Source organism: Citrobacter europaeus (genome assembly GCA_020099315.1).
In the GTDB taxonomy this organism is placed as follows: domain Bacteria; phylum Pseudomonadota; class Gammaproteobacteria; order Enterobacterales; family Enterobacteriaceae; genus Citrobacter; species Citrobacter europaeus.
This window is the reverse complement of the sequence record CP083650.1, coordinates 4,169,739-4,190,207: the sequence shown is the minus strand read 5'-3', so window position 1 is coordinate 4,190,207 and position 20,469 is coordinate 4,169,739. Positions and strand designations below refer to the sequence as shown.

15 protein-coding genes are annotated in these 20,469 nt (G+C 48.2%); all 15 read left to right on the top strand.

Translation table 11 applies throughout. The features are described from left to right. Positions 1-12: 12 nt before the first annotated feature. A complete protein-coding gene (gene tssK / locus LA337_19580; protein ID UBI15339.1) occupies positions 13-1,350 on the top strand; it encodes a type VI secretion system baseplate subunit TssK in 1,338 nt (445 codons plus the stop codon). A 1-nt stretch (position 1,351) separates the two neighbouring features. Continuing rightward, entirely contained in the window at positions 1,352-1,993 is a 642-nt protein-coding gene (gene tssL / locus LA337_19575; GenBank protein ID UBI15338.1) for a type VI secretion system protein TssL, short form, read from the top strand. A gap of 3 nt (positions 1,994-1,996) precedes the next feature. After that, the gene (locus LA337_19570) at positions 1,997-3,661 is read left to right on the top strand and encodes an OmpA family protein (protein UBI15337.1); all 1,665 of its coding nucleotides are present in this window, start codon (positions 1,997-1,999) and stop codon (positions 3,659-3,661) included. A gap of 16 nt (positions 3,662-3,677) precedes the next feature. Beyond that, complete coding sequence (gene hcp / locus LA337_19565) at positions 3,678-4,169, top strand: type VI secretion system tube protein Hcp (protein ID UBI15336.1); 492 nt, start codon at positions 3,678-3,680, stop codon at positions 4,167-4,169. Between the two features lie 161 nt (positions 4,170-4,330). Further along, complete coding sequence (gene tssH, locus LA337_19560) at positions 4,331-6,955, top strand: type VI secretion system ATPase TssH (protein UBI15335.1); 2,625 nt, start codon at positions 4,331-4,333, stop codon at positions 6,953-6,955. Further along, complete coding sequence (locus LA337_19555; GenBank protein ID UBI18517.1) at positions 6,948-7,640, top strand: hypothetical protein; 693 nt, start codon at positions 6,948-6,950, stop codon at positions 7,638-7,640. Before tssH ends, LA337_19555 begins: the two co-directional genes overlap by 8 nt. 6 nt (positions 7,641-7,646) lie before the next feature. Further along, on the top strand, positions 7,647-8,048 hold the full coding sequence (locus LA337_19550) for a hypothetical protein (GenBank protein UBI15334.1): 402 nt from the start codon (positions 7,647-7,649) through the stop codon (positions 8,046-8,048). 56 nt (positions 8,049-8,104) lie between these two features. Continuing rightward, entirely contained in the window at positions 8,105-10,498 is a 2,394-nt protein-coding gene (gene vgrG, locus LA337_19545; GenBank protein UBI15333.1) for a type VI secretion system tip protein VgrG, read from the top strand. 13 nt (positions 10,499-10,511) lie between these two features. Continuing rightward, positions 10,512-11,480, top strand: coding sequence for a DUF4123 domain-containing protein (locus LA337_19540; GenBank protein ID UBI15332.1), 969 nt, complete (start codon positions 10,512-10,514; stop codon positions 11,478-11,480). A 38-nt stretch (positions 11,481-11,518) separates the two neighbouring features. After that, positions 11,519-14,224 (top strand): hypothetical protein, encoded by a 2,706-nt coding sequence (locus LA337_19535; protein UBI15331.1) that lies wholly within the window; start codon positions 11,519-11,521, stop codon positions 14,222-14,224. A gap of 76 nt (positions 14,225-14,300) precedes the next feature. Next, positions 14,301-15,335, top strand: coding sequence for a hypothetical protein (locus LA337_19530; GenBank protein UBI15330.1), 1,035 nt, complete (start codon positions 14,301-14,303; stop codon positions 15,333-15,335). Positions 15,336-15,373: 38 nt separating this feature from the next. After that, positions 15,374-16,405, top strand: coding sequence for a hypothetical protein (locus LA337_19525; GenBank protein UBI15329.1), 1,032 nt, complete (start codon positions 15,374-15,376; stop codon positions 16,403-16,405). A gap of 38 nt (positions 16,406-16,443) precedes the next feature. After that, the gene (locus tag LA337_19520; protein ID UBI15328.1) at positions 16,444-16,599 is read left to right on the top strand and encodes a hypothetical protein; all 156 of its coding nucleotides are present in this window, start codon (positions 16,444-16,446) and stop codon (positions 16,597-16,599) included. After that, on the top strand, positions 16,586-19,369 hold the full coding sequence (locus LA337_19515; GenBank protein ID UBI15327.1) for a hypothetical protein: 2,784 nt from the start codon (positions 16,586-16,588) through the stop codon (positions 19,367-19,369). The genes LA337_19520 and LA337_19515 overlap by 14 nt, the downstream gene beginning before the upstream one ends. A 20-nt stretch (positions 19,370-19,389) precedes the next feature. Then, a complete protein-coding gene (locus LA337_19510) occupies positions 19,390-20,406 on the top strand; it encodes a hypothetical protein (protein ID UBI15326.1) in 1,017 nt (338 codons plus the stop codon). The last annotated feature ends 63 nt before the right edge of the window (positions 20,407-20,469 follow it).

Here is a 20,469-nt window from a genome sequence, read left to right as displayed (position 1 = left end):
ACAGGAGGTGCGATGAAGATCTATCGTCCGTTATGGAGCGAGGGGGCCTTTCTGGCTCCCCAGCAGTTTCAGCAACAGACACGTTGGGATGCCTATGTAGCTGACGTTGTTGCTCACATGTCGCTTTCATCACCGTGGGGCGTCATCAGCGCGGAGTTTGATGAAAGTGCGCTAACGGTTTCCCGTTTGAATCCCGTTAATCTGGTTGTGCGCTTTCCTGACGGTACGTTAGTGGATACAGGTATTTCAGATAACCTGCCTCCGGCGTGTGATTTATCGCATCTTACTGGTTACAGCAGCGTTGATATCGTCCTCGCGTTGCCGCTGCTTTCGGCTAATGGCGGCAATCTTTCATCAGGCAACGGCGTTAGCCGTCCGTGTCGCTGGCAGCAGGAGTGGCTGCCAGTACAGGATCTCGCAGGTCAGGAACGGACTGATATGGCAGTGCTGCGGCATGCTATCACCCTCCGCTATGCCCATGACGATAACAGCGCTTACCTGACTTGCCCGGTAGCTTGCCTTATTCGTAATGCTCAGGGGCAATGGGAGCTGGGACGCGATTTTTTACCCCCATCGCTTTCACTCTCTGCCAGCCCCTCATTAATCAATTCGCTCAGTGATTTGGTGCATCGTATCCAGGCTCGTTGTCGACGCCTGATGGCCTTGCGCCGCGAAAGTAACGAACGAATGGCGGATTTTGCGGTAGCAGATGTTTCGTTGTTTTGGTTGCTGAATGCGCTTAATAGCTCAGAGCCCGTTCTGAAAGAAATGCTGCAAAACCCAGGCCGTCATCCCGAACTTTTGTGGCGTGAGCTCGCGCGGTTAGCGGGCAGTCTGCTGACCTTTTCATTAGAAAATGATGTCAGCGTTGTGCCTCCATACCAGCACGCCAATCTGCAGCAGGTATTCCCACCCCTGTTTGCACTCCTGGTGGAACTGCTGGAGGCCAGCCTGCCATCTCGCGTTGTCGCTATTGAACTGACGCAGGAGAGACAGTTCTGGTATGGCGCATTGTCGGATGCTCGACTGCGTGAAGGCGCTGATTTTTACCTTTCCGTTCGTTCGGATCTTCCTGCGCATGTCCTCCTAACGCAATTTCCACAGCTCTGTAAAGCAGGGAGCCGGGCAGATGTATCTGATGTCGTCAATGTGGCACTTAGCGGTATTCCATTAAAACCGCTGACGCATGTACCTGCAGCCATCCCGTTACGACTGGAAAATCAATACTTTGCTCTTGAGATTAATCATCCAGCAGCCCAGGCCATGCTGGACGCCGGTAATTGCGCTTTCTATGTGCCGGGAACACTGGGAGAGATTCAACTTGAGTTATTCGCTGTATTAAGGGATTGAAATGTATAAGGATATTGATCAGGTATTCTGGCCAACCTGGCTTGCTGTCAGCCAGTTACGCGGCGGATCGGAAGTCGACGATGGGGCGGCTTTCTATCGCCGGGCCTGCCAATGGGTTGATTCTGCGCGTGAGACATTGCGTGACATGGGGTACAGCGAACACAGCGTTGAACACATGCTCTACACGCAATGTGCGTTACTGGATGAAAGCGTGTTGAACCGCAACCGGCAGGATAGCGGTTATATTACCTGGCTTGCGACACCTTTACAGGCCCGCTTTTTCAACACCACCAATGCCGGGGAAGAACTCTGGGAGCGCATCCGTACCGTTCTGCGCGAGCCCGTTCCTGATACCGCCGTATTAACCTGCTTTTATCGCGCAATCACGCTCGGTTTTGTGGGGCGCTATCGCGAGCAAGGTGACGAACGTCGTGAAGATGTTCTTGAAGCGCTGGCGACTCAGGCGATGCCTTTTAAATTAAAGCACGATGCGCCGGTAATTATGCGGGCTTCCGGCTTTTCTGGCGGTAAGCGCCGCTGGTGGCTGGCATGGATTGTCGGCGCGGTGGCGCTGGGTGCTTTGTGGTTAACATTTTCTCATGTCTTACAAGGGCAGATTGCTCAGCTTATTGGGCAGGGTTAAGACATGGCTCAGTTGCGAGGGATCGTTAACTATGTGCTGGCAACCGTCCTGGCTTTGTTGCTTGTCTGGGGATTCAGTCCGTTAAGTGCGGGTGTCCGGGGCGGCCTTACCGTCTTTATTTTACTGTTTTCCATTCCGGGGATCGTTTATGGCTGGCGTCAATATGGTCGGTTGAAGTCTGCTCATTCGGCTCATGAAGTTCCGCTCCCTCCGGAGAGTTTCAGTGGGCCTGTTGTGCTGGTGTGTGGAGATAATGCCCCTTTGTTTGCCGGACGCGGCGATTCTTGCGAGAGTTCGCAGGGCTGGTATTTATCTGTCCAGTCCCCGGAGCATTATATTGCTCTGGTTCGTCAGATAGCTGTGCAGCGTCCGGGGCTTCTTATGCGCGTTTCCGTGATGCTGGCATTGATCCCGGAACGGCATAATGATGAAGACGCGCTTAAGCACATGCTGCTCAGTTGGCGGCGTGTGGTGACCCAGAGTCGGCGTTGGTTATCAGGTATACCGCCGTTTTGGCTGTGCTGTTGGTTGAATTCGCCTCAATGCAATGAGGCTGTACGTTGGTTTATTCGAACGCCCCAGGATGCAGAAGTGCAGTCGGCTACGGGATTAGACGATTTTGTTCCTTTCTCTTCGCAAGAGCGCCCGGCTCGCCATTCTCATCTTACACATGCAGTGTGGTTAGATAATTTACTCGGCTGGCTGAAGAAGGTGCAAGGTGATACGGAGCGCCACGCTCCACCTCTTTTTTCTGCTTTACGGGTGGTATGTTTCACCTCATTAGCGGTCTGCGAAAATAATCTGTGGCAACGGCATATCACTGCGCAAACAACACTTTCCCCTGCGACGTCAGCAGTGTCCGAGCTGCTGCCTTTTCCTGATTTAGCGCTGCCTTTTTTATCTCGCCGTCGGGCGCTGACAGCATTTCAACGTACGGTGGGCGTAAGTGGTCTGCTATGCGGTATTTTTGTCGGACTGGCGATGACGTGCAGCTTTATCAATAACCAACATCTCATCAGGATCACAAACGATCATCTGACGTTATACCGCCATCTTACCGGTAATCCTGTTGAGCCAAAGGTTCAGGCACAGGATCAGCTTCGTCGTGATGCGCAGCGTCTCGATCGCTGGTATCAGCGCGGTGAACCCCTTTCTCTTTCAATGGGATTGTATCAGGGGATGAGATTGATCCCGCCTTTGCTGGCCGCCATCAGCGACTGGCTGCCACCTGAAAAACCAAAAGTGACCTCTCCGCAAACCGTACGCCTGGACAGTATGTCGCTGTTTGATACGGGCAAATGGGCGTTAAAAGCAGGCTCAACAAAAGTACTCATTGGGGCTTTGGTCAATATCAAAGCCAAGCCCGGTTGGCTGATAGTCATCGCCGGACATACCGATGATGTGGGTGACGATAAATCTAATCAGCAACTCTCTCTCAAACGCGCGGAATCTGTTCGCGACTGGATGCGTGATACCGGTGACGTCGCGGAGAGTTGTTTTGCCGTTCAGGGTTACGGCGAATTACGTCCCTACAAAAACAACGATACGCCGGAGGGTCGGGCTGCCAACCGCCGTGTAGAGATCAGTCTGGTACCGCAGGCTGATGCCTGTCGGGTGCCGGGCATGAAGGAACCGTCACCGCAAAGCGGTGACGCATTAGCGAAGTAAAAATGGAGAAAGAGTTATGGCAATTCCAGTCTACCTTTGGCTGAAAGATGACGGCGGCGCGGATATTAAAGGCTCTGTTGATGTAAAAGATCGTGTGGGCAGTATCGAAGTAGTAGCTCAGGAACATAACCTGTACATCCCTACCGATAACAACACCGGTAAGTTGACCGGGACGCGCATTCATACCCCGTTCCTTTTCACTAAGGAAATCGATGCCTCCAGCCCGTATCTGTACAAGGCTGTAACTACCGGTCAGACCCTGCGCCAGGCCGAGTTTAAATGGTATCGCATCAATGATGCGGGTCAGGAAGTGGAATACTTCAACACCACTCTGCACAACGTGAAAGTGGTGAAAGTAAACCCTGTGATGTACGACATCAAAGATCCCGCTAAAGAGAAGCATAACCACCTGGAACAGATTGAACTGCGCTACGAGAAGATCGTCTGGACGTATAAGGATGGCAACATTATCCATTCTGACGCCTGGAACGAGCGTACCACCGCGTAATGCACTAACGGATGAGGATTTCCTCATCCGTTTTTTTTATGCCCTCTGCTAAGCGTCCGGGGCGGGGTTTAGCAGAGAGTATCAACGTCACTATTACCTTATGGGCATTGGATTACGGCCACGGGCGGTAGCGTGCCTGAATACAGGGAGCCAGGAAGCAAATGGAACACCAGTCAGCAGTGTTATTACGACGTCTCAACCCCTATTGCGCCCAGGCGCTCGAAGCGGCAGCATCGTTATGTCAGACGCGCGCGCATGCAGAAATCACTCCCGAACACTGGTTACTGAAGCTGTTGGAGCAGGGGGAGGGCGATATTACTGTCATTGCTCGTCGTTATGAATGGGATATCGACAATCTCTGGCAATCGCTGCTGACGCATCTGGATGTTCAGCCTCGTTCCGTGAAAAGCCGCCCGCAGTTGTCTGATGCGCTCCTTTCTTTAATGCAACAAGCGTGGCTGTGTGCCGCAACGGATGAAAATTCGCAGATACGTGGTGTGCATCTACTGATGGCCCTGGTGGGAAAGCATTCGCTACTGAAGTGTGATGGCCTGTGGCCTCTTCTGAGCGCCGGACATACTCAACTGGAACGCCTCCTGCCGCTATTAAATGTCCAGTCGGATGAACGTCCTGAGAGACAGCAAGAAGCCGCTCTGGCACAGGTTTCTCCTGATGATGAACCGCGTCCTGGCCTGGCTGAATCGACGTTATCGCCAGCATTACAAGGCGTTCTCGATAAATTTACGCTGGACGTGACCGCGAAAGCGCGTGCCGGCGATATCGACCCGGTATTTGGTCGCGATAATGAAATCCGGCAAATGGTGGATGTGTTGTCCCGTCGGCGAAAAAATAATCCCATTCTGGTCGGGGAACCCGGTGTCGGCAAAACCGCTCTGGTGGAAGGTCTGGCGCTGCGTATTGCTGAAGGTAACGTGCCGGATAGCCTGAAATCAGTAACATTACGCACGCTGGATCTTGGGCTGTTACAAGCAGGTGCCGGGGTGAAAGGTGAGTTTGAGCAGCGGTTAAAAAATATCATTGATGCCGTTCAGCAATCGCCAACGCCTGTTCTGCTCTTTATCGATGAAGCACACACCATCATTGGGGCCGGTAATCAGGCGGGAGGCGCTGATGCAGCCAATCTGCTAAAGCCCGCTCTGGCCAGAGGTGAACTACGAACTATCGCGGCGACCACATGGAGTGAATATAAACAGTATTTTGAGCGCGATGCTGCGCTGGAGCGGCGTTTTCAGATGGTTAAAGTGGATGAGCCGGATGATGACACTGCTTGCTTAATGCTGCGTGGTCTGAAATCACGCTATGCAGAACACCATGGCGTTCACATCACCGACGAAGCGGTTAAAACTGCTGTTACGCTCTCTCGCCGCTATCTTACCGGGCGACAATTACCCGACAAAGCCGTCGATCTGCTGGACACCGCAGGTGCAAGAGTGCGGATGAGCCTTGATACTGTTCCGGAACCACTGACGCGTTTGAAGTCGGAGATCACCGCGCTTGAAATTGAAAAGCAGGCGTTGCTTGCAGACCTCGCGGTAGGAAATGGTCAGCATGGTGAAAGGCTGGCCACCATTGAACAGCGTGAAAATCGTCTGCTTGTCGAACTGGATGAACGCGAAACCCAGTATGGTCAGGAATTAACGCTCACTGAGCAACTGCTGGCCAGCCGCCGTGATATTTCTCGTCAGGCGGAAACGGTTGAATTGCAACTGCAGCTAAGTATGCTTCAGCAGGGCCATCCTTTGCTGTTTCCGGATGTAGACGCGCGCACCGTTGCTACGGTAATTGCCGACTGGACCGGTGTACCATTGTCATCATTAATGAAGGACTCCCAGGCAGACTTGCTGACGCTTGAAACCCAGATGGGAGAACGCGTTGTTGGCCAGAATTACGCGCTGAATGCGATCGCACAGCGGTTGCGGGCATCAAAAACAGGACTGACGCCGGAAAACGGCCCGCAGGGTGTGTTCCTGCTTACTGGACCAAGTGGAACCGGCAAAACGGAGACGGCGCTGGCCCTGGCTGACATTCTGTTTGGTGGTGAAAAATCGCTGATCACGATTAATTTGTCTGAATATCAGGAGCCGCACACCGTGAGCCAGCTAAAAGGCTCACCTCCGGGATATGTGGGTTATGGTCAGGGAGGGATCCTGACCGAGGCGGTGCGAAAACGCCCCTATAGCGTGGTACTGTTGGATGAAGTAGAAAAAGCGCATCGCGACGTCATGAATCTGTTTTACCAGGTATTTGACCGTGGTTTCATGCGTGACGGCGAAGGCCGTGAAATTGATTTTCGCAATACCGTTATTTTGATGACCTCCAATCTTGGCGGCGACGCTGTAATGCAGATGCTGGAAGAACAGCCGGAAACCACAGAGTCTGAGTTGCACGAACTGCTGCGCCCACTTTTGCGCGATCACTTCCAGCCAGCGCTACTGGCCCGCTTCCAGACGATTATCTACCATCCGCTCAGTGAATCTGCGCTACGTACGATTGTACAAATGAAACTGGATCAGGTTAGCCAGCGATTACTGCGTCACTACGGCATCACCACGACGATATCCGAGAGCCTTTTTGATGCCCTGACCGCCGCTTGCCTGCTACCGGATACGGGGGCGAGGAATATTGATAGTCTGCTCAATCAACAAATCTTACCTGTGCTTAGCCAGCAGTTGTTAACGTATCTTTCCCGGCAGCAAAAACCTCAGCAGCTTACTTTGAGTTGGCATGATGAAGAGGGAATGATGCTGGAGTTTAATGATGAGTAAACGTAACGATATTATTGAACCTTCCGAGTGGACATCGGATCGTAAAACAGGGCTTGTTTATAGCGAAATATTGGGATGGATAGATATAGGCCATGCACAGGGAAGTGATATTAAAAACCTACTGATAGATATAAAACGAGGTGAATCAGGCCGTGATGGTTATTATGAAGTCATTTATAGCCAAAAGATGTTTGTATATCATCGCCAGTTTGGTACAGGAAAGTTTGTTAAGTGGCGTATCAAACAAGGTTTATCTGCATGTGAGAAAAACAGCGTTGCGTTAGCCATGATGATGACGACTGCACGCTTGTTTGAAAGTTTGCAATCTAATTTGTGTTTTAGTTGGTATACCGACAGTGGTTTTAGCGGAGAGGACCTTACCTCCGATCTTTTAGGCTTCTATCGGGCAATTCTTCCCTCAGACTACCAGTCAAGACTGAGGCTCGTCAGTAAAGAGCAGGCCCTGAGTAGATGGGATTTTTATGGGCCGATAGGCAATTATAAGAATAAAGGCTTTTTACCATTACTGTTTCCAGAACCCATGGATAACTGTGCTGTGCATAAACCCTATAAGGGAAGCTTACCTTCGTTTATGACATGGGTGCAACCGTGGAGTGATTTCACTTCTGGTCGGGTAGAAGTTATCACCGGGGATGGCGGTTATTATTCATTTTTGTCGAGGTGAATGGTAATGAGCTACTTTAAAATAATACTGGTGACGATTGTTTTGATTTTCTTGTCACCGATGTTAATACCCTGGCCAGATAAATTAGAATATCGGGAAAGCGATCTTTTTGACTACTATTTCTATACTGACGTTGATATCAAGCAGGCTCCAAGGATATCAAATAATTATTGCTTTGAATATATTTCTCCTGATGGAAGTACACGGGAAACAAATCTTATTGTTTTTCGCGGTGGTGATGTAGGCATTATTCGTAATTATCTAACAGGTCTTGGCTTTCATCTTTATGATTATAGTAATAATGGAAGGGAAGAGCTTTGGATATCAAATGATAATCGTCAATTTACATTTTCTATTGTCACTAATGAGAAAACGGATTTGGTTAGTCTGATAAAAACAATGCGTTGAGCGCAGTTTTTATTATCTGAAAAATAGCTCTTTATAAAATAACAAGGGTTAAATATATGGGAATGTCTGAATCACTGGGTGGCGGGATTTCATTTATAAATGAAAATACATTAAACCGTTATCAATTGTATATCCCTTCATGCAAATCTGTACTGGATGTTATTAGCTTTAATGGTACAGAGGAAATGAGTTCATTGTATCGATACGTAGTAAATTTTTCCAGCCATGATAAAGACATTGCAGCAGAGTCGATACTTAGAAAATCAACAACATTGACCATGGGAATGGGGAAGTTAAGTGAGTTAACTGCCCGCAAAATGGTACATGGTATTGTAACATCTTTCCATCGTATCAGTGGTTCAAAAGACCAGGCAACCTATCAGTTAATCATTGAACCCTTTGTCGCGTTGCTGAAAAACCAATTTCGTACACATCGTTTCTTTATTAATATGTCAGTTCCGGAAGTTGTTACTCAAATTTTACAGGAACATGGTTTAAAAGACTGGGAATATAATTTTGATTTGGTAATGGAATATCCAAAAAGAGAGCAAATTAATCAGTATCAGGAGAGTGATCTGGTTTTTATTGAACGCCTGCTCTCTGAAGTTGGGATTTTCTTCTTCTTTAGGCTTCAGCCTGATGCTGGCACTGAGGTGATCTATTTTGCTGACAAACAAAGCGCATGGGAGTTTGGCAAAACATTACCGCTGAATAGTCCCTCCGGAATGAATGACAATGGCATCGACTCAGTCTGGGATATACAGTTCCAACAGTCTGCGGTGCAGGCATCGGTTACTGCCGGGGATTATAACCATCGCCAGGCTCAGAAAATATTATTTTCTGCACAAACCGATATGACTTACGGTGAAGGTGACGAGGTGACTTATGGGGATGTTTACCACTATCGCCCACGCCATCTTGAAACGGGTGATAAGGTTTCGCCGGCGCCTGAGACAGGAAATTTTTGGGCGCGTCTGGAACATGAGCGTTATCTCTCCTCACAAGCGACAATCTCTGGATTATCAACCGATGTAAGCCTCAGCCCGGCTCAGGTCCTGAATATTACGGAATCCACACCTGTCCCAACGCTTCCTGTCAGTGTGCGTAACAGCTTGCTGGTTACGGCGGTTTCATTCAGCGCAAGCCGCAAGGAAGCGCTACAAGTGGTGTTGATGGCGACCATTTACAGTGAAACGCGCTGTTGGAGACCTCCACTCAAACCGCGACCAGTAATTAGCGGTACGCTAATGGCACGTGTTTCAAGCCCGAAAAAGAATGATGAATATGCTCATTTAAATCAGAGCGGGCTTTATTGGGTTAAGTTTGATGCGGACCGCGATGCTAAACAACAGGGCTACGAAAGTATGCCAGTACGCCTTGCCAAACCCTACGGCGGCGACACTTACGGTATTCACTTCCCGCTGATACAGGGCACAGAAGTGGCGGTGGCGTTCCATGAAGGGGACCCGGACCGGCCCTATATCGCCCATGCGCTGCATGACTCCCGGCATCCGGACCACGTGACACAGGCAAACCATACCCGCAACGTCATCCGCACGCCCGCGAACAACAAGCTGCGCATGGAAGACAAACGGGGTGAGGAGCACGTCAAACTCAGTACCGAGTATGGCGGGAAAACGCAGCTTAACCTGGGGCATAACGTTGATGCGGGGCGTGCGCTGCGGGGAGAGGGCTTTGAACTGCGTACAGACCAGTGGGGAGCTATTCGGGCTGGGAAGGGGATCTTTATCAGTGCCGATCGTCAGGAACTGGCTGGAGGTTTGCAGTTAGATATGCATGAAGCAGTAGCTAACTTACAAGCTGCGCTTCAGGATGCGAAAGGTATTCGCTCTGCGGCAGAAAAAGCGAAAGCAGAACTGGCTGATATAGAGAGGCAAAAAGCGTTGTTAATGGAGTCTATGACAGACCTCAAGAAACAGGCTTTACTTTTCTCTGCCCCTGCTGGTATAGCGCAGGTAACGCCCGCCAGTATCCAACTCTCATCGGGTGATAATGTCATTGTGACCTCTGGAGCGGACACCGATGTCAGTGTCGCTAAAAAATTCCGCCTTGGTGTGAAAGAAACAATAAGTCTTTTCGCTCAGTGGATGGGGATTAAGATTTTCGCCAGCAAAGGAAAAGTGGAAATTCAGGCGCAGGGAGATGCAATGGATCTGCTGGCAAAGAAAACGCTGAGTATAGCCAGCAAGGATGAGCAGGTGATCATTACCGCAGCGACAGAGTTAGTGCTCAGTTGTGGTGGAGCATATATCAGGCTTAAAGATGGCGAAATAGAAGTCGGGACGCCTGGCAACGTTCGCGTAAAGAGTATTGGAATTCAGAAAATGGCACCTGCAACATTGAATGCCAGCATAGAGTTACCGGATCCTTGCGCTACTGCCATTGACGCTGCTGGTGGAACGCAAAGCCCCACAGTGACGCTGGGCTGATGGAGGGCCAATAATGAAGGAATCTTTCATAACTTATGATTACTCTTTACAGGCAATGCAAAATCAGGGGGGGGATATTGGTGAGGAAATATTTAATCATTTCAGAACGCTAAATAGAAATTGTATATTAATGATTGACGCTGCAATTATAAGATTAAGAAATCAAGATTCATCATTCTACAACCAAATAATAGATAGAGGGGTTGTGAGGGTGCCAGTTGCTAATCGTTATCTAACCTCAGAATTTGAGCCATGTTTGGTATCACTGGATTTATCTTTACCTGAAGATTGTAAAATACTACATGAAAGTATTATGCAAGCCCTGAAAGAGATCGAACCTAATGAGATACTGCTGGGTAAGGGTAGGATGATTTGCGGTTGGCTCACTTGCGAAGAAGATATTATCAATCTCGCTGCTTACCTGGGAAAAGTTGCTATCCAACAACGTGATGGTAAAGATGTTTTGCTTCGGTATTATGACCCTGCAATTATGATCTCTCTATTATCTATTCTGGATGATTGGCAACAACAACGTTTGTTAGGACCAGTTGAAGTGTGGAGTTTTATTGATGGCGATGGGCAGTTTATTAATAAAATAAATCAGACTGACAATCAACCTCGGCTTTCATATACGCTCTCGCTGAGTGCTGATAATTGGCATGATATGAATTTTATAGGTATAAAAAATAGGATTATCTGTAATTATCGCTTGGCGCATTTGAGCAGTAAACGTTTCACGGAATCAGCAGTGTTTAAACTATTGCAGCAGTCACTTAAAAGAGCCGGGTTGTGCGCTTTTTCTGATGAAGAAGATCTTATTAAGTGGGGCGAGTGTTCAATTAATATTGCTCCAGAGTTTTATAATCATAGTTTTATAAAAAAATTGCTTGAAATAAACAGCCTAAGTGAGAAGAGAAATTTTACTCAAATCATATCCCATGTCACAGAACAGCAATGGAATGAAATTCGCGCAGATCATTAATTAAGCGATTTACAGTTCGAATATGCAGGAGAACAGGGATGAAAAATCATAAATGTGACTGTATGTCACAGGGACCGGCATTACTGCCCGTACGTTATGCGGTGGTTCCTGAATATATTCAGGAAGCGCTGCCGGCGTGGGCAAAACCAGGAGCGTCGTCTTATCCGGCAGAAAGTGAAAATTATCACTATGCGCTGCGTGCGATGCGCAGGGGCTATATCTATATCTACTATCCATACCTGACGGACTGGGAAGCATGGTCGGTGTGTGATGACGGCAGTTTATGGAAGCAACTGTCGGCGAAAAATGTTCTGGAGAAATCAGAGCCTGACTGTAGGCAGGGAACCTACAGTAACGGCGGAAAGGATTTTCTGACACTGCCATATGAAGTGCTGGAGAATGATATCTGGATAGCATTCACACAGTGTCGCTGGACGGAAAAAACGATGGAGCGTTACGCGGGCGATGACGGGCAACGGCAGAGCAGAATGCAGCGTCTGAGTGCATCAAACTGGACGTCACCACAGACTTCAGAGCAAACGACAGAAGCCACGACAGGCAATCTTGCAGGGGTTCTGGATTACATCGCGCCGCAGGGAAACCAGCTGAGTCCGGCAATGCTGTTACCGTATGGCACCCAGACTAAAATCCGCGTCAGCCAGTGTGCGAGTGAACGCTATGCAATAGTCAAAGAGCCAGCGCCGCAGGAGACATTGTATCCGTGGAAGAGCGGAGTGGCCGGAAACACAATCCGGCAGATGAAGGAACGGGGAGTGAAGGCAGATGGTTCCCCTGTCACGCCGTTGCTGATGGCGCTGCATGATGCAACAGGGATAACGCATGAGCTGACGGGATGGACGAATGATGTCCTGGCGATGGCGAAGATATTTGGTGAAGAACGCGCCCTGGAGTTCTGCACCCAGAGTCTGATTAACGGTGTTGAGAATATTATAAAAAAGAGTGCTGAGCAGAATGTGGAACAGCAGCTCGCGACAATGGGTGGCTCACTTTCAACATCTCGTGATATGGATTACGCATATGGAATGTATGTCTGGAACGAGGGGCGGAAAGGCAATACGAATATTATAAGCCGGGAAGAATTCGAGCGTCAGGCGAAGAAAAGACAGGAGCAGAGCCTGAAAAGTTCGCGGGTGGCAAATAGCCTGCGCAGATATAAAAGAAAGATAAAGCAAGAGCGTCTGGATTCGTTTATTAAATGTGGTGAGGACCTGACGCACAAAATCGATAAACAACTCGAAGTAATAATTGGTTTCCGCTGCCAATGGCTTAAATTTTCAGGTTTTATTCGTACACTGCAGGACTTTTATTCTGACCTTCCACAGGATAATTTGCATTTTCGTGAGATAGCAGCTTTTGCAATGTCTGGGTTAGGTGCGGCGAAATCTGGTGTGAGTTTACTGGATGACTGGATAAAAGATTATTCTACTACTGATGAAAACAACCTCGTCTGGCGTACTCATTTTTATAATGCACCTGAATTAATGACTGTTGCCGAGTCTTTGCTTGCCAGTGTGCGCAAAGGGGTGAGTCAGCCGATTACAGAACAAAGTTTGTTGGCATTTTTTGAGTCAAAATCCGGCGACCTGGTTAAATTATTCGAAGGGTTTAGTAAAGCAACAGCTGCGCTGGATGAGCCACCTGGAAATGATGCAGTCTGGTCAAAGCGGGTGCTGTATCAAGTTGATCAACATATGGCAACCCTGGGTTCCCGTTTATTCTCCGTTTCGGGTGTGGGACCGAAACTGGACACTATAAACGATCTTGTTGTTAAAACACTCTGTTCTCTTTCGGCAGGTAAAACAGTAGCGGAGATAAAGTCATTTTCGAGTAAATATTTTGGCTGGGCGACCGAGCGTAGTTACTATATAAACGAAATGCTCTTTATTAATCCTCAGAAAGACAGAGTGTCAGGGCGTTTAAAAGTTGCTCAGGTGCGGTTTTCCGATCTGGAAAAGGCGACTGCGGACTTCAGTATCACGGGAGCGAAAAAAAATGCTTATCGTGCGACAAGTATCAATTTTCTGGTGCTTTTTTTTAATATGACGGAGCTATATAACCAGGTAGATCATTTTAAACGTGATGACTTTTCCAGTTATGCCAAACTGGTCGCTGCGGGATTTGCCACCACGGGAGGCGCGATTGATATTGTCAGTAAAATGATGGATGTCATAAAAAAGGATGATAAATCATTTCCGAAACTGAAATGGGTAGGTGCCAGTTGTGCGATGCTCAATGCTATTGCATCGTTGGGGGCTGATTTTTCAGACATCTATCTTTTGCAGGATGAAAATTCAGTAAATAAACGCTGGTCATATGGAATGTTATATTTTGGGAAAATACTGAATGATATAACAACCATTATTTCAGTCAGCGGCAAAGTCTTGCCTGCTTTAATGTCAAAATTTGGCTGGAGTACGGCTGTCGGTAGTATGGAGGTGTGGCTGGGGCGTGCAGCGATACCTACGGTGTATGCGCTGGGAATTGAGTGGATTGGTGCCCTCTCGTCCTGGCAGTTCGCTTTGCTTCTGGTGGTCGCAGAGTATGCCCTGAAAGAGTACTTTTTTGAAGATGAAATTCAAATCTGGTTGCAGAACACGCTGTTTGGTGAAAAATTTTCGATAGATATTGATAGCTGTTCTGAAGAAAAAAAAGCAGAACTTATAGTGAAATGCGGAAAATCACTGACGGAATGTTTACGTAAAATAGAATCTTCCAGCAAATAAGAGTGAATTGTATTTTCCAATAAAGCTATTCAAGAAATATCAACGTGGTCGTATTCACATATTGTAAGAATAAATTATGAAAAAAGAACTGAAATTCTCGGACGGGTTGCGAAGAAGCCTCGAAGGCAGCAATAAAAAATATCCGCTTCATAACTACCTGCAGCAAAAAAGTGAGCTGGCGCGAACGCAGGAAATTCTGCGCAATATTGAGGCCAGAAATGAAAAAGGAAAATGGCTGGCACATTTTCGCCTGAAAGAGAAAGAACTGCTGGACGCGCTGAAAAACGCCCCGCCGGACCCGGTGCTGCCGCCTCCGGCACCGCTGATTAAGGTTCGGGGCGTCATTGAAAAACTGACGCAGCGGCGGGTGGTGCAGCATTTCGACGTTCTGTCCTATCCGGAAGGAAGCGCCTACTACGCCCGGTATAAAAAGAAGATGGCGGCATCGGCGGTGGTCTGGGCGGCCAGCGGCTCGGGAGGGACGGCCTCAGCCCTGCTGCAGGACTATGACAGGCCGTTGTGCGGGGCCTGGTATCTGACCGGGCGCATTAACGGCAGGCGTTTTTCCGGCTGGCTGGGATGTCACTGGTGCTATGAAGGGGAGGAGGTGGAGCTGCTGGCGGCCCCGGTCGGCGAGGAGTATCTGGTGTATGCCATCCACAAGCCGGAGGAGCAGTCCCTGTGCATGACGCCGGGGTGTTACCGGGGAAAGAACCAGGCGCGCCGGGCGGCAGTGCGTATCCCGCTACGGGTTTGCTATCTGAGCCTGGCAGTAGTGACTCCTGCAGTTATACATATTCATAATGGATGGGAGGCATTTTCTGATCCGGAATTTTACATGATGCTGGCTGTGTTTTGTTTTATGTCATTGGGGTTGTGCCTGCTTCCTGCGGCGTGGTCAATTTACAAACATAAACCGTTACCGGAAGAAACGCTGTCAGAGGAGATATTCACCCTGTTGGGCTGGGAAAACGTGGCGGATATTAATCTGGATACGCTCCATAAACGGCGAAAAAAAGAGTGGAAGCGAACGGGGAACCCGCCAAACCCTCTGCGTAAAGGTACCCCCTTTGATTATTCAGGGGGGACACATTGTTTTTTTTATTATTAATACGGATGTTGAATGGTTCTTAACGGCATGGATAACGTATGAAAAAAGAACTGAAATTCTCGGACGGGTTACGAAGAAGCCTTGAAGGCAGCAATAAAAAATATCCGCTTCATAACTATCTGCAGCAAAAAAGTGAGCTGGCGCGAACGCAGGAAATTCTGCGCAATATTGAGGCCAGAAATGAAAAAGGAAAATGGCTGGCACATTTTCGCCTGAAAGAGAAAGAACTGCTGGACGCGCTGAAAAACGCCCCGCCGGACCCGGTGCTGCCGCCTCCGGCGCCGCTGATTAAGGTTCGGGGCGTCATTGAAAAACTGACGCAGCGGCGGGTGGTGCAGTATTTCGACGTTCTGTCCTATCCGGAAGGAAGCGCTTACTACGCCCGGTATAAAAAGAAGATGGCGGCGTCGGCGGTGGTCTGGGCGGCCAGCGGCTCGGGAGGGACGGCCTCGGCCCTGCTGCAGGACTATGACAGGGCACTGTGCGGGGCCTGGTATCTGACCGGGCGTATTAACGGCAGGCGTTTTTCCGGCTGGCTGGGGTATCACTGGTGCTATGAAGGGGAGGAGGTGGAACTGCTGGCGGCCCCGGTTGGCGAGGAGTATCTGGTGTATGCCATCCACAAGCCGGAGGAGCAGTCCCTGTGCATGACGCCGGGGTGTTACCGGGGAAAGAACCAGGCGCGCCGGGCGGCAGTGCGTATCCCGTTGCGGGTTTGTTACTTATGTTTTGCCATTTCCATCGCTGCGCTGCTATGTGGTGATGGTTTAGCATCATTTTATGATCCTATGTTCTATTTATTTATAGTTGAAGCAATAATTTTTCTGCTGGTGATGTGTCTGCTTCCTGCGGCGTGGTCAATTTACAAACATAAACCGTTACCGGAAGAAACGCTGTCAGAGGAGATATTCACCCTGCTGGGCTGGGAAAACGTGGCGGATATTAACCTGGATACGCGCCATAAACGGCGAAAAAAAGAGTGGAAGCGAACGGGGATCCCGCCAAATCCTCTGCGCAAAGGTACCCCCTTTGATCATTCAGGAATAAGAGCAGGAATTTTTTATTATTAATACGGATGTTGAATGGTTCTTAACGGCATGGATAACGTATGAAAAAAGAACTGAAATTTTCGGACGGGTTGCGAAGAAGCCTTGAAGGCAGCAATAAAAAATATCCGCTTCATAACTATCTGCAGCAAAAAAGTGAGCTGGCGCGAACGCAGGAAATTCTGCGCAATATTGAGGCCAGAAATGAAAAATCATAAATGTGACTGTATGTCACAGGGACCGACATTACTGCCCGTACGTTATGCGGTGGTTCCTGAATATATTCAGGAAGCGCTGCCGGCGTGGGCAAAACCAGGAGCGTCGTCTTATCCGGCAGAAAGTGAAAATTATCACTATGCGCTGCGTGCGATGCGCAGGGGCTATATCTATATCTACTATCCATACCTGACGGACTGGGAAGCATGGTCGGTGTGTGATGACGGCAGTTTATGGAAACAACTGTCGGCGAAAAATGTTCTGGAGAAATCAGAGCCTGACTGTCGGCAGGGAACCTACAGTAATGGCGGAAAGGATTTTCTGACGCTGCCATATGAAGTGCTGGAGAATGATATCTGGATAGCATTCACACAGTGTCGCTGGACGGAAAAAACGATGGAGCGTTACGCGGGCGATGACGGGCAACGGCAGAGCAGAATGCAGCGCCTGAGTGCATCAAACTGGACGTCACCACAGACTTCAGAGCAAACGACAGAAGCCACGACAGGCAATCTTGCAGGGGTTCTGGATTACATCGCGCCGCAGGGAAGCCAGCTGAGTCCGGCAATGCTGTTACCGTATGGCACCCAGACTAAAATCCGCGTCAGCCAGTGTGTGAGTGAACGCTATGCAATAGTCAAAGAGCCAGGGCCGCAGGAGACATTGTATCCGTGGAAGAGCGGAGTGGCCGGAAACACAATCCGGCAGATGAAGGAACGGGGAGTGAAGGCAGATGGTTCCCCTGTCACGCCGTTGCTGATGGCGCTGCATGATGCAACAGGGATAACGCATGAGCTGACGGGATGGACGAATGATGTCCTGGCGATGGCGAAGATATTTGGTGAAGAACGCGCTCTGGAGTTCTGCACCCAGAGTCTGATAAACGGAGTTAAGGAGATTGTTAACAAAAGCTCGGAACAGAATGTTGCAGCTCAACTTTCTGTATTACCCCAGGAAACATATATTTCCCCTCCTGCAATGGATTATTCTTATGATATGTATGTCCAGAATGAGAAATCTAGAGGTACAGATTCGAAGGATATACTAACTCGTGAAGAATTCGAAAAGCAGGTAAAAGGAAAACAAAACGAAGTTTATAAAAAAAGCCAGGTAGCTAATGATTGGTCTAAATATGCCCGAATGATCAATCAGAATAAATGGGAGTCTTTTAATAAATGTTGTGCTGATCTAACACAAAAAATTGATGAACAGCTCGCTAAACTGATTAGCTATCGTTGTGAATGGTTACAGACTTCTTTATTTATAACAATGCTACAGGATTTTTTCTCTAACGATCCTGTTGATAACGCGTACTATCGTGAAATAGCTGCCTTCGCGATGGCTGGTCTTGGTGAGTCGTCATCAGGTGTAAAATTGCTGGATGACTGGATAGACGCATATACTACGACAAGTGAAAAGAATCTTGTCTGGAGAACACATTTTTATAATAATCCAGAGATCATGGCAGATGCGGAGTCATTATTGGCTAGCTTGCGTCAGTGTAGCATAGCGCCGGTTTCTGAAAATGATGTGCTCTACTTTTTTGAGAAGAATGGCGCTAAACTTAATAAAATATTTAAAGGTTTTGAAAAAGCAACGAGTGAAATTTCAAAACCTCTGGCTGGCAATGCCGTATTCTCGAAAAGAGTTCTGTATCAAATGGACCAGCACATGGCAACCGTAGGGGCCAGGTTTTTTTCCGTATCACGGATTGGACCTGTTCTCAACACCATGAATGACCTCATTGTTCGAACCCTTTTCTCGCTGTCTGCTGGAAAGTCAGAGTTAGAAACCAAAATATTGTTCAGTAAATATTTTGGCTGGGCCACGGAACGCAGGGCTTACATTACCGGCACTGTTTTTTACAGCCCGCAAAGAGCAATTCGGGCTGATCTTCTCCGGGGGGCGGGTAAGAAATATGCCGCACTTGAAAAATCTTATGCAGATTATCTAAGCCAGCCAGCGGGACATTCTGGTTATGCGGTGACAAGTATTAGAATTTTTGTTTTATTTTTCAATGTTACTGAGTTGTATAACCAACTCGATAATTTTAAAAATGAACCTGCTAACTACGCGAAGGTAGTCAGCGCAATATCGGCAACGGCGAGCGGGATGATTGATATTGCAACCCCTGCAATGGAGGTCATTCTTAAAGATAAAAATAGTCTCCACTATATGAAAATGTTTGGTGCAGGATGTTCGCTGATAAGTGCAGGTATTTCGCTGGGATTAGATTTTGCCACATTATTGAATAAAGTTAGTTTACCGAATTCCAGTAAAAAATGGGCATTTACGGGATTATATTTAGTCAAGACCCTTAGCGATGTTGCCATTATTGCTAAAGCGGAAGGGAAATTAATGTCAGTGCTGATTGAACGCTTTGGCTGGAAGACTCCTGAAGGGGAATTAGCCGTATGGCTGGGGAGGGCAGCTGCGCCTCAATTCACAAAGCTAGGCGTCGAATGGGTGGGGCTGTTGGCTTCCTGGGAGGTAGCCCTGTTATTGATGGTCGCTGAATATATTCTGACGGAATATTATTCACGTGATGCCTTACAGTCGTGGATTGAGAATAGCTTGTTTGGTGATGATTGTTCGATTGATATCGATAGTTGTACACCGGAAAAAATCAATATATTTATTGATGAGACCAGAAATTCACTGCAAGAAAGCTTACGTCAATTATCTTCAGGTAAAGAGCAACAACGTGGAAAACCAATAATTTACTGGCCATTTATTATCTATGATGAGCCGGAAGTTCCTGTTGTGGTTTAATTTTGGAGCAACGAAATACTATGACAGAAGATGACGAACTGTTCGCCGAGATGCCCAAGGCCTATATCCGGGGTCTGGAGAAGGGTAAGGGGTATATTGAAGAAAACTATCTCCGGGAGCGCAGGGAATGGATAAAATTAAGACAAACCATTGCGCACTATGAATCGGAAGGCAAGAAGGAGTATAAAAAACGGCTGGGGGAACTGTATCGTGAAGAAAAGCAGCTGGCAAAAGCGCTGGCCGATATGCCACCGGACCCGGTACTGCCCCCGCCAGCCCCGCTGATAAAGGTCAGTGGCGTGGTGACAAACTACCACCAGCGCTGCCTGACGCACTATTTTGACACCAAAGCCTATCCGCAGACGTGGGAATATTTCAGCAGGCAGGATGAGAACATGGCGTCTGCCGCGATGGTGCTGGCCTCGACGGGGTCAGCGGCAACAGCACAGGGCATGGTGGTGAGCAATGAAGACAGGGTTCCTTCTTCGGCATGGTACGTTACGGGCGAAATCAATGGCCGGCAGTTTTCAGGGTGGCTGGGCGCCCCCTATTGCCGGGAAGGTGAGGAAGTGGAACTGATTGCCGCGCCGGTGGGAGAGGAGTACCTGGTATATGCCATTGTCCGGCCGCATGCGCGCTCGCTGACCATGCCGCCGTGGTGCTACCAGGGAATACGACGGGCACGAATAGACGCGATGAAAGTCCCCATTTCGATCGTTATTTTGTTAATTATTACGATGTTGGTAGTGTTTATTTACCAGGATGGCTGGGTTGTTACTGAAAAAATAGTGAGCGGGGTTACGATGTTTCTGACCATGGGAACCTTTCTGTATATCCTGCCCGCAATATGGACGATCTGGCGACGACATCCTTTCCCGAAAGAACAGCTGACGGAAGAGATATTGACTGTTGCTGGCTGGGATAATGTGACCAATATTGATTTGCGAAGATTAAAACGCAGAAGAATAAAAGAATTCAAAAAAAATGGAAAATCTGTGCGGGTAATGACATCAGGATGGTGGTTTTATTACTATTAGACGAATTTTATTTGTGGGTTTAATTTTAAAGCTAATATTTATTACCAGGTAGTATGTTATTAT

Coding starts and splice junctions, on each gene's coding strand:
- tssH (UBI15335.1), top strand. CDS start 4,331: ATGGAACACCAGTCAGCAGTGTTATTACGACGTCTCAACCCCTATTGC.
- hcp (UBI15336.1), top strand. CDS start 3,678: ATGGCAATTCCAGTCTACCTTTGGCTGAAAGATGACGGCGGCGCGGAT.
- tssL (UBI15338.1), top strand. CDS start 1,352: ATGTATAAGGATATTGATCAGGTATTCTGGCCAACCTGGCTTGCTGTC.
- tssK (UBI15339.1), top strand. CDS start 13: ATGAAGATCTATCGTCCGTTATGGAGCGAGGGGGCCTTTCTGGCTCCC.
- LA337_19525 (UBI15329.1), top strand. CDS start 15,374: ATGAAAAAAGAACTGAAATTCTCGGACGGGTTACGAAGAAGCCTTGAA.
- LA337_19540 (UBI15332.1), top strand. CDS start 10,512: ATGAAGGAATCTTTCATAACTTATGATTACTCTTTACAGGCAATGCAA.
- LA337_19510 (UBI15326.1), top strand. CDS start 19,390: ATGACAGAAGATGACGAACTGTTCGCCGAGATGCCCAAGGCCTATATC.
- LA337_19515 (UBI15327.1), top strand. CDS start 16,586: ATGAAAAATCATAAATGTGACTGTATGTCACAGGGACCGACATTACTG.
- LA337_19555 (UBI18517.1), top strand. CDS start 6,948: ATGAGTAAACGTAACGATATTATTGAACCTTCCGAGTGGACATCGGAT.
- LA337_19530 (UBI15330.1), top strand. CDS start 14,301: ATGAAAAAAGAACTGAAATTCTCGGACGGGTTGCGAAGAAGCCTCGAA.
- LA337_19570 (UBI15337.1), top strand. CDS start 1,997: ATGGCTCAGTTGCGAGGGATCGTTAACTATGTGCTGGCAACCGTCCTG.
- LA337_19520 (UBI15328.1), top strand. CDS start 16,444: ATGAAAAAAGAACTGAAATTTTCGGACGGGTTGCGAAGAAGCCTTGAA.
- LA337_19535 (UBI15331.1), top strand. CDS start 11,519: ATGAAAAATCATAAATGTGACTGTATGTCACAGGGACCGGCATTACTG.
- vgrG (UBI15333.1), top strand. CDS start 8,105: ATGGGAATGTCTGAATCACTGGGTGGCGGGATTTCATTTATAAATGAA.
- LA337_19550 (UBI15334.1), top strand. CDS start 7,647: ATGAGCTACTTTAAAATAATACTGGTGACGATTGTTTTGATTTTCTTG.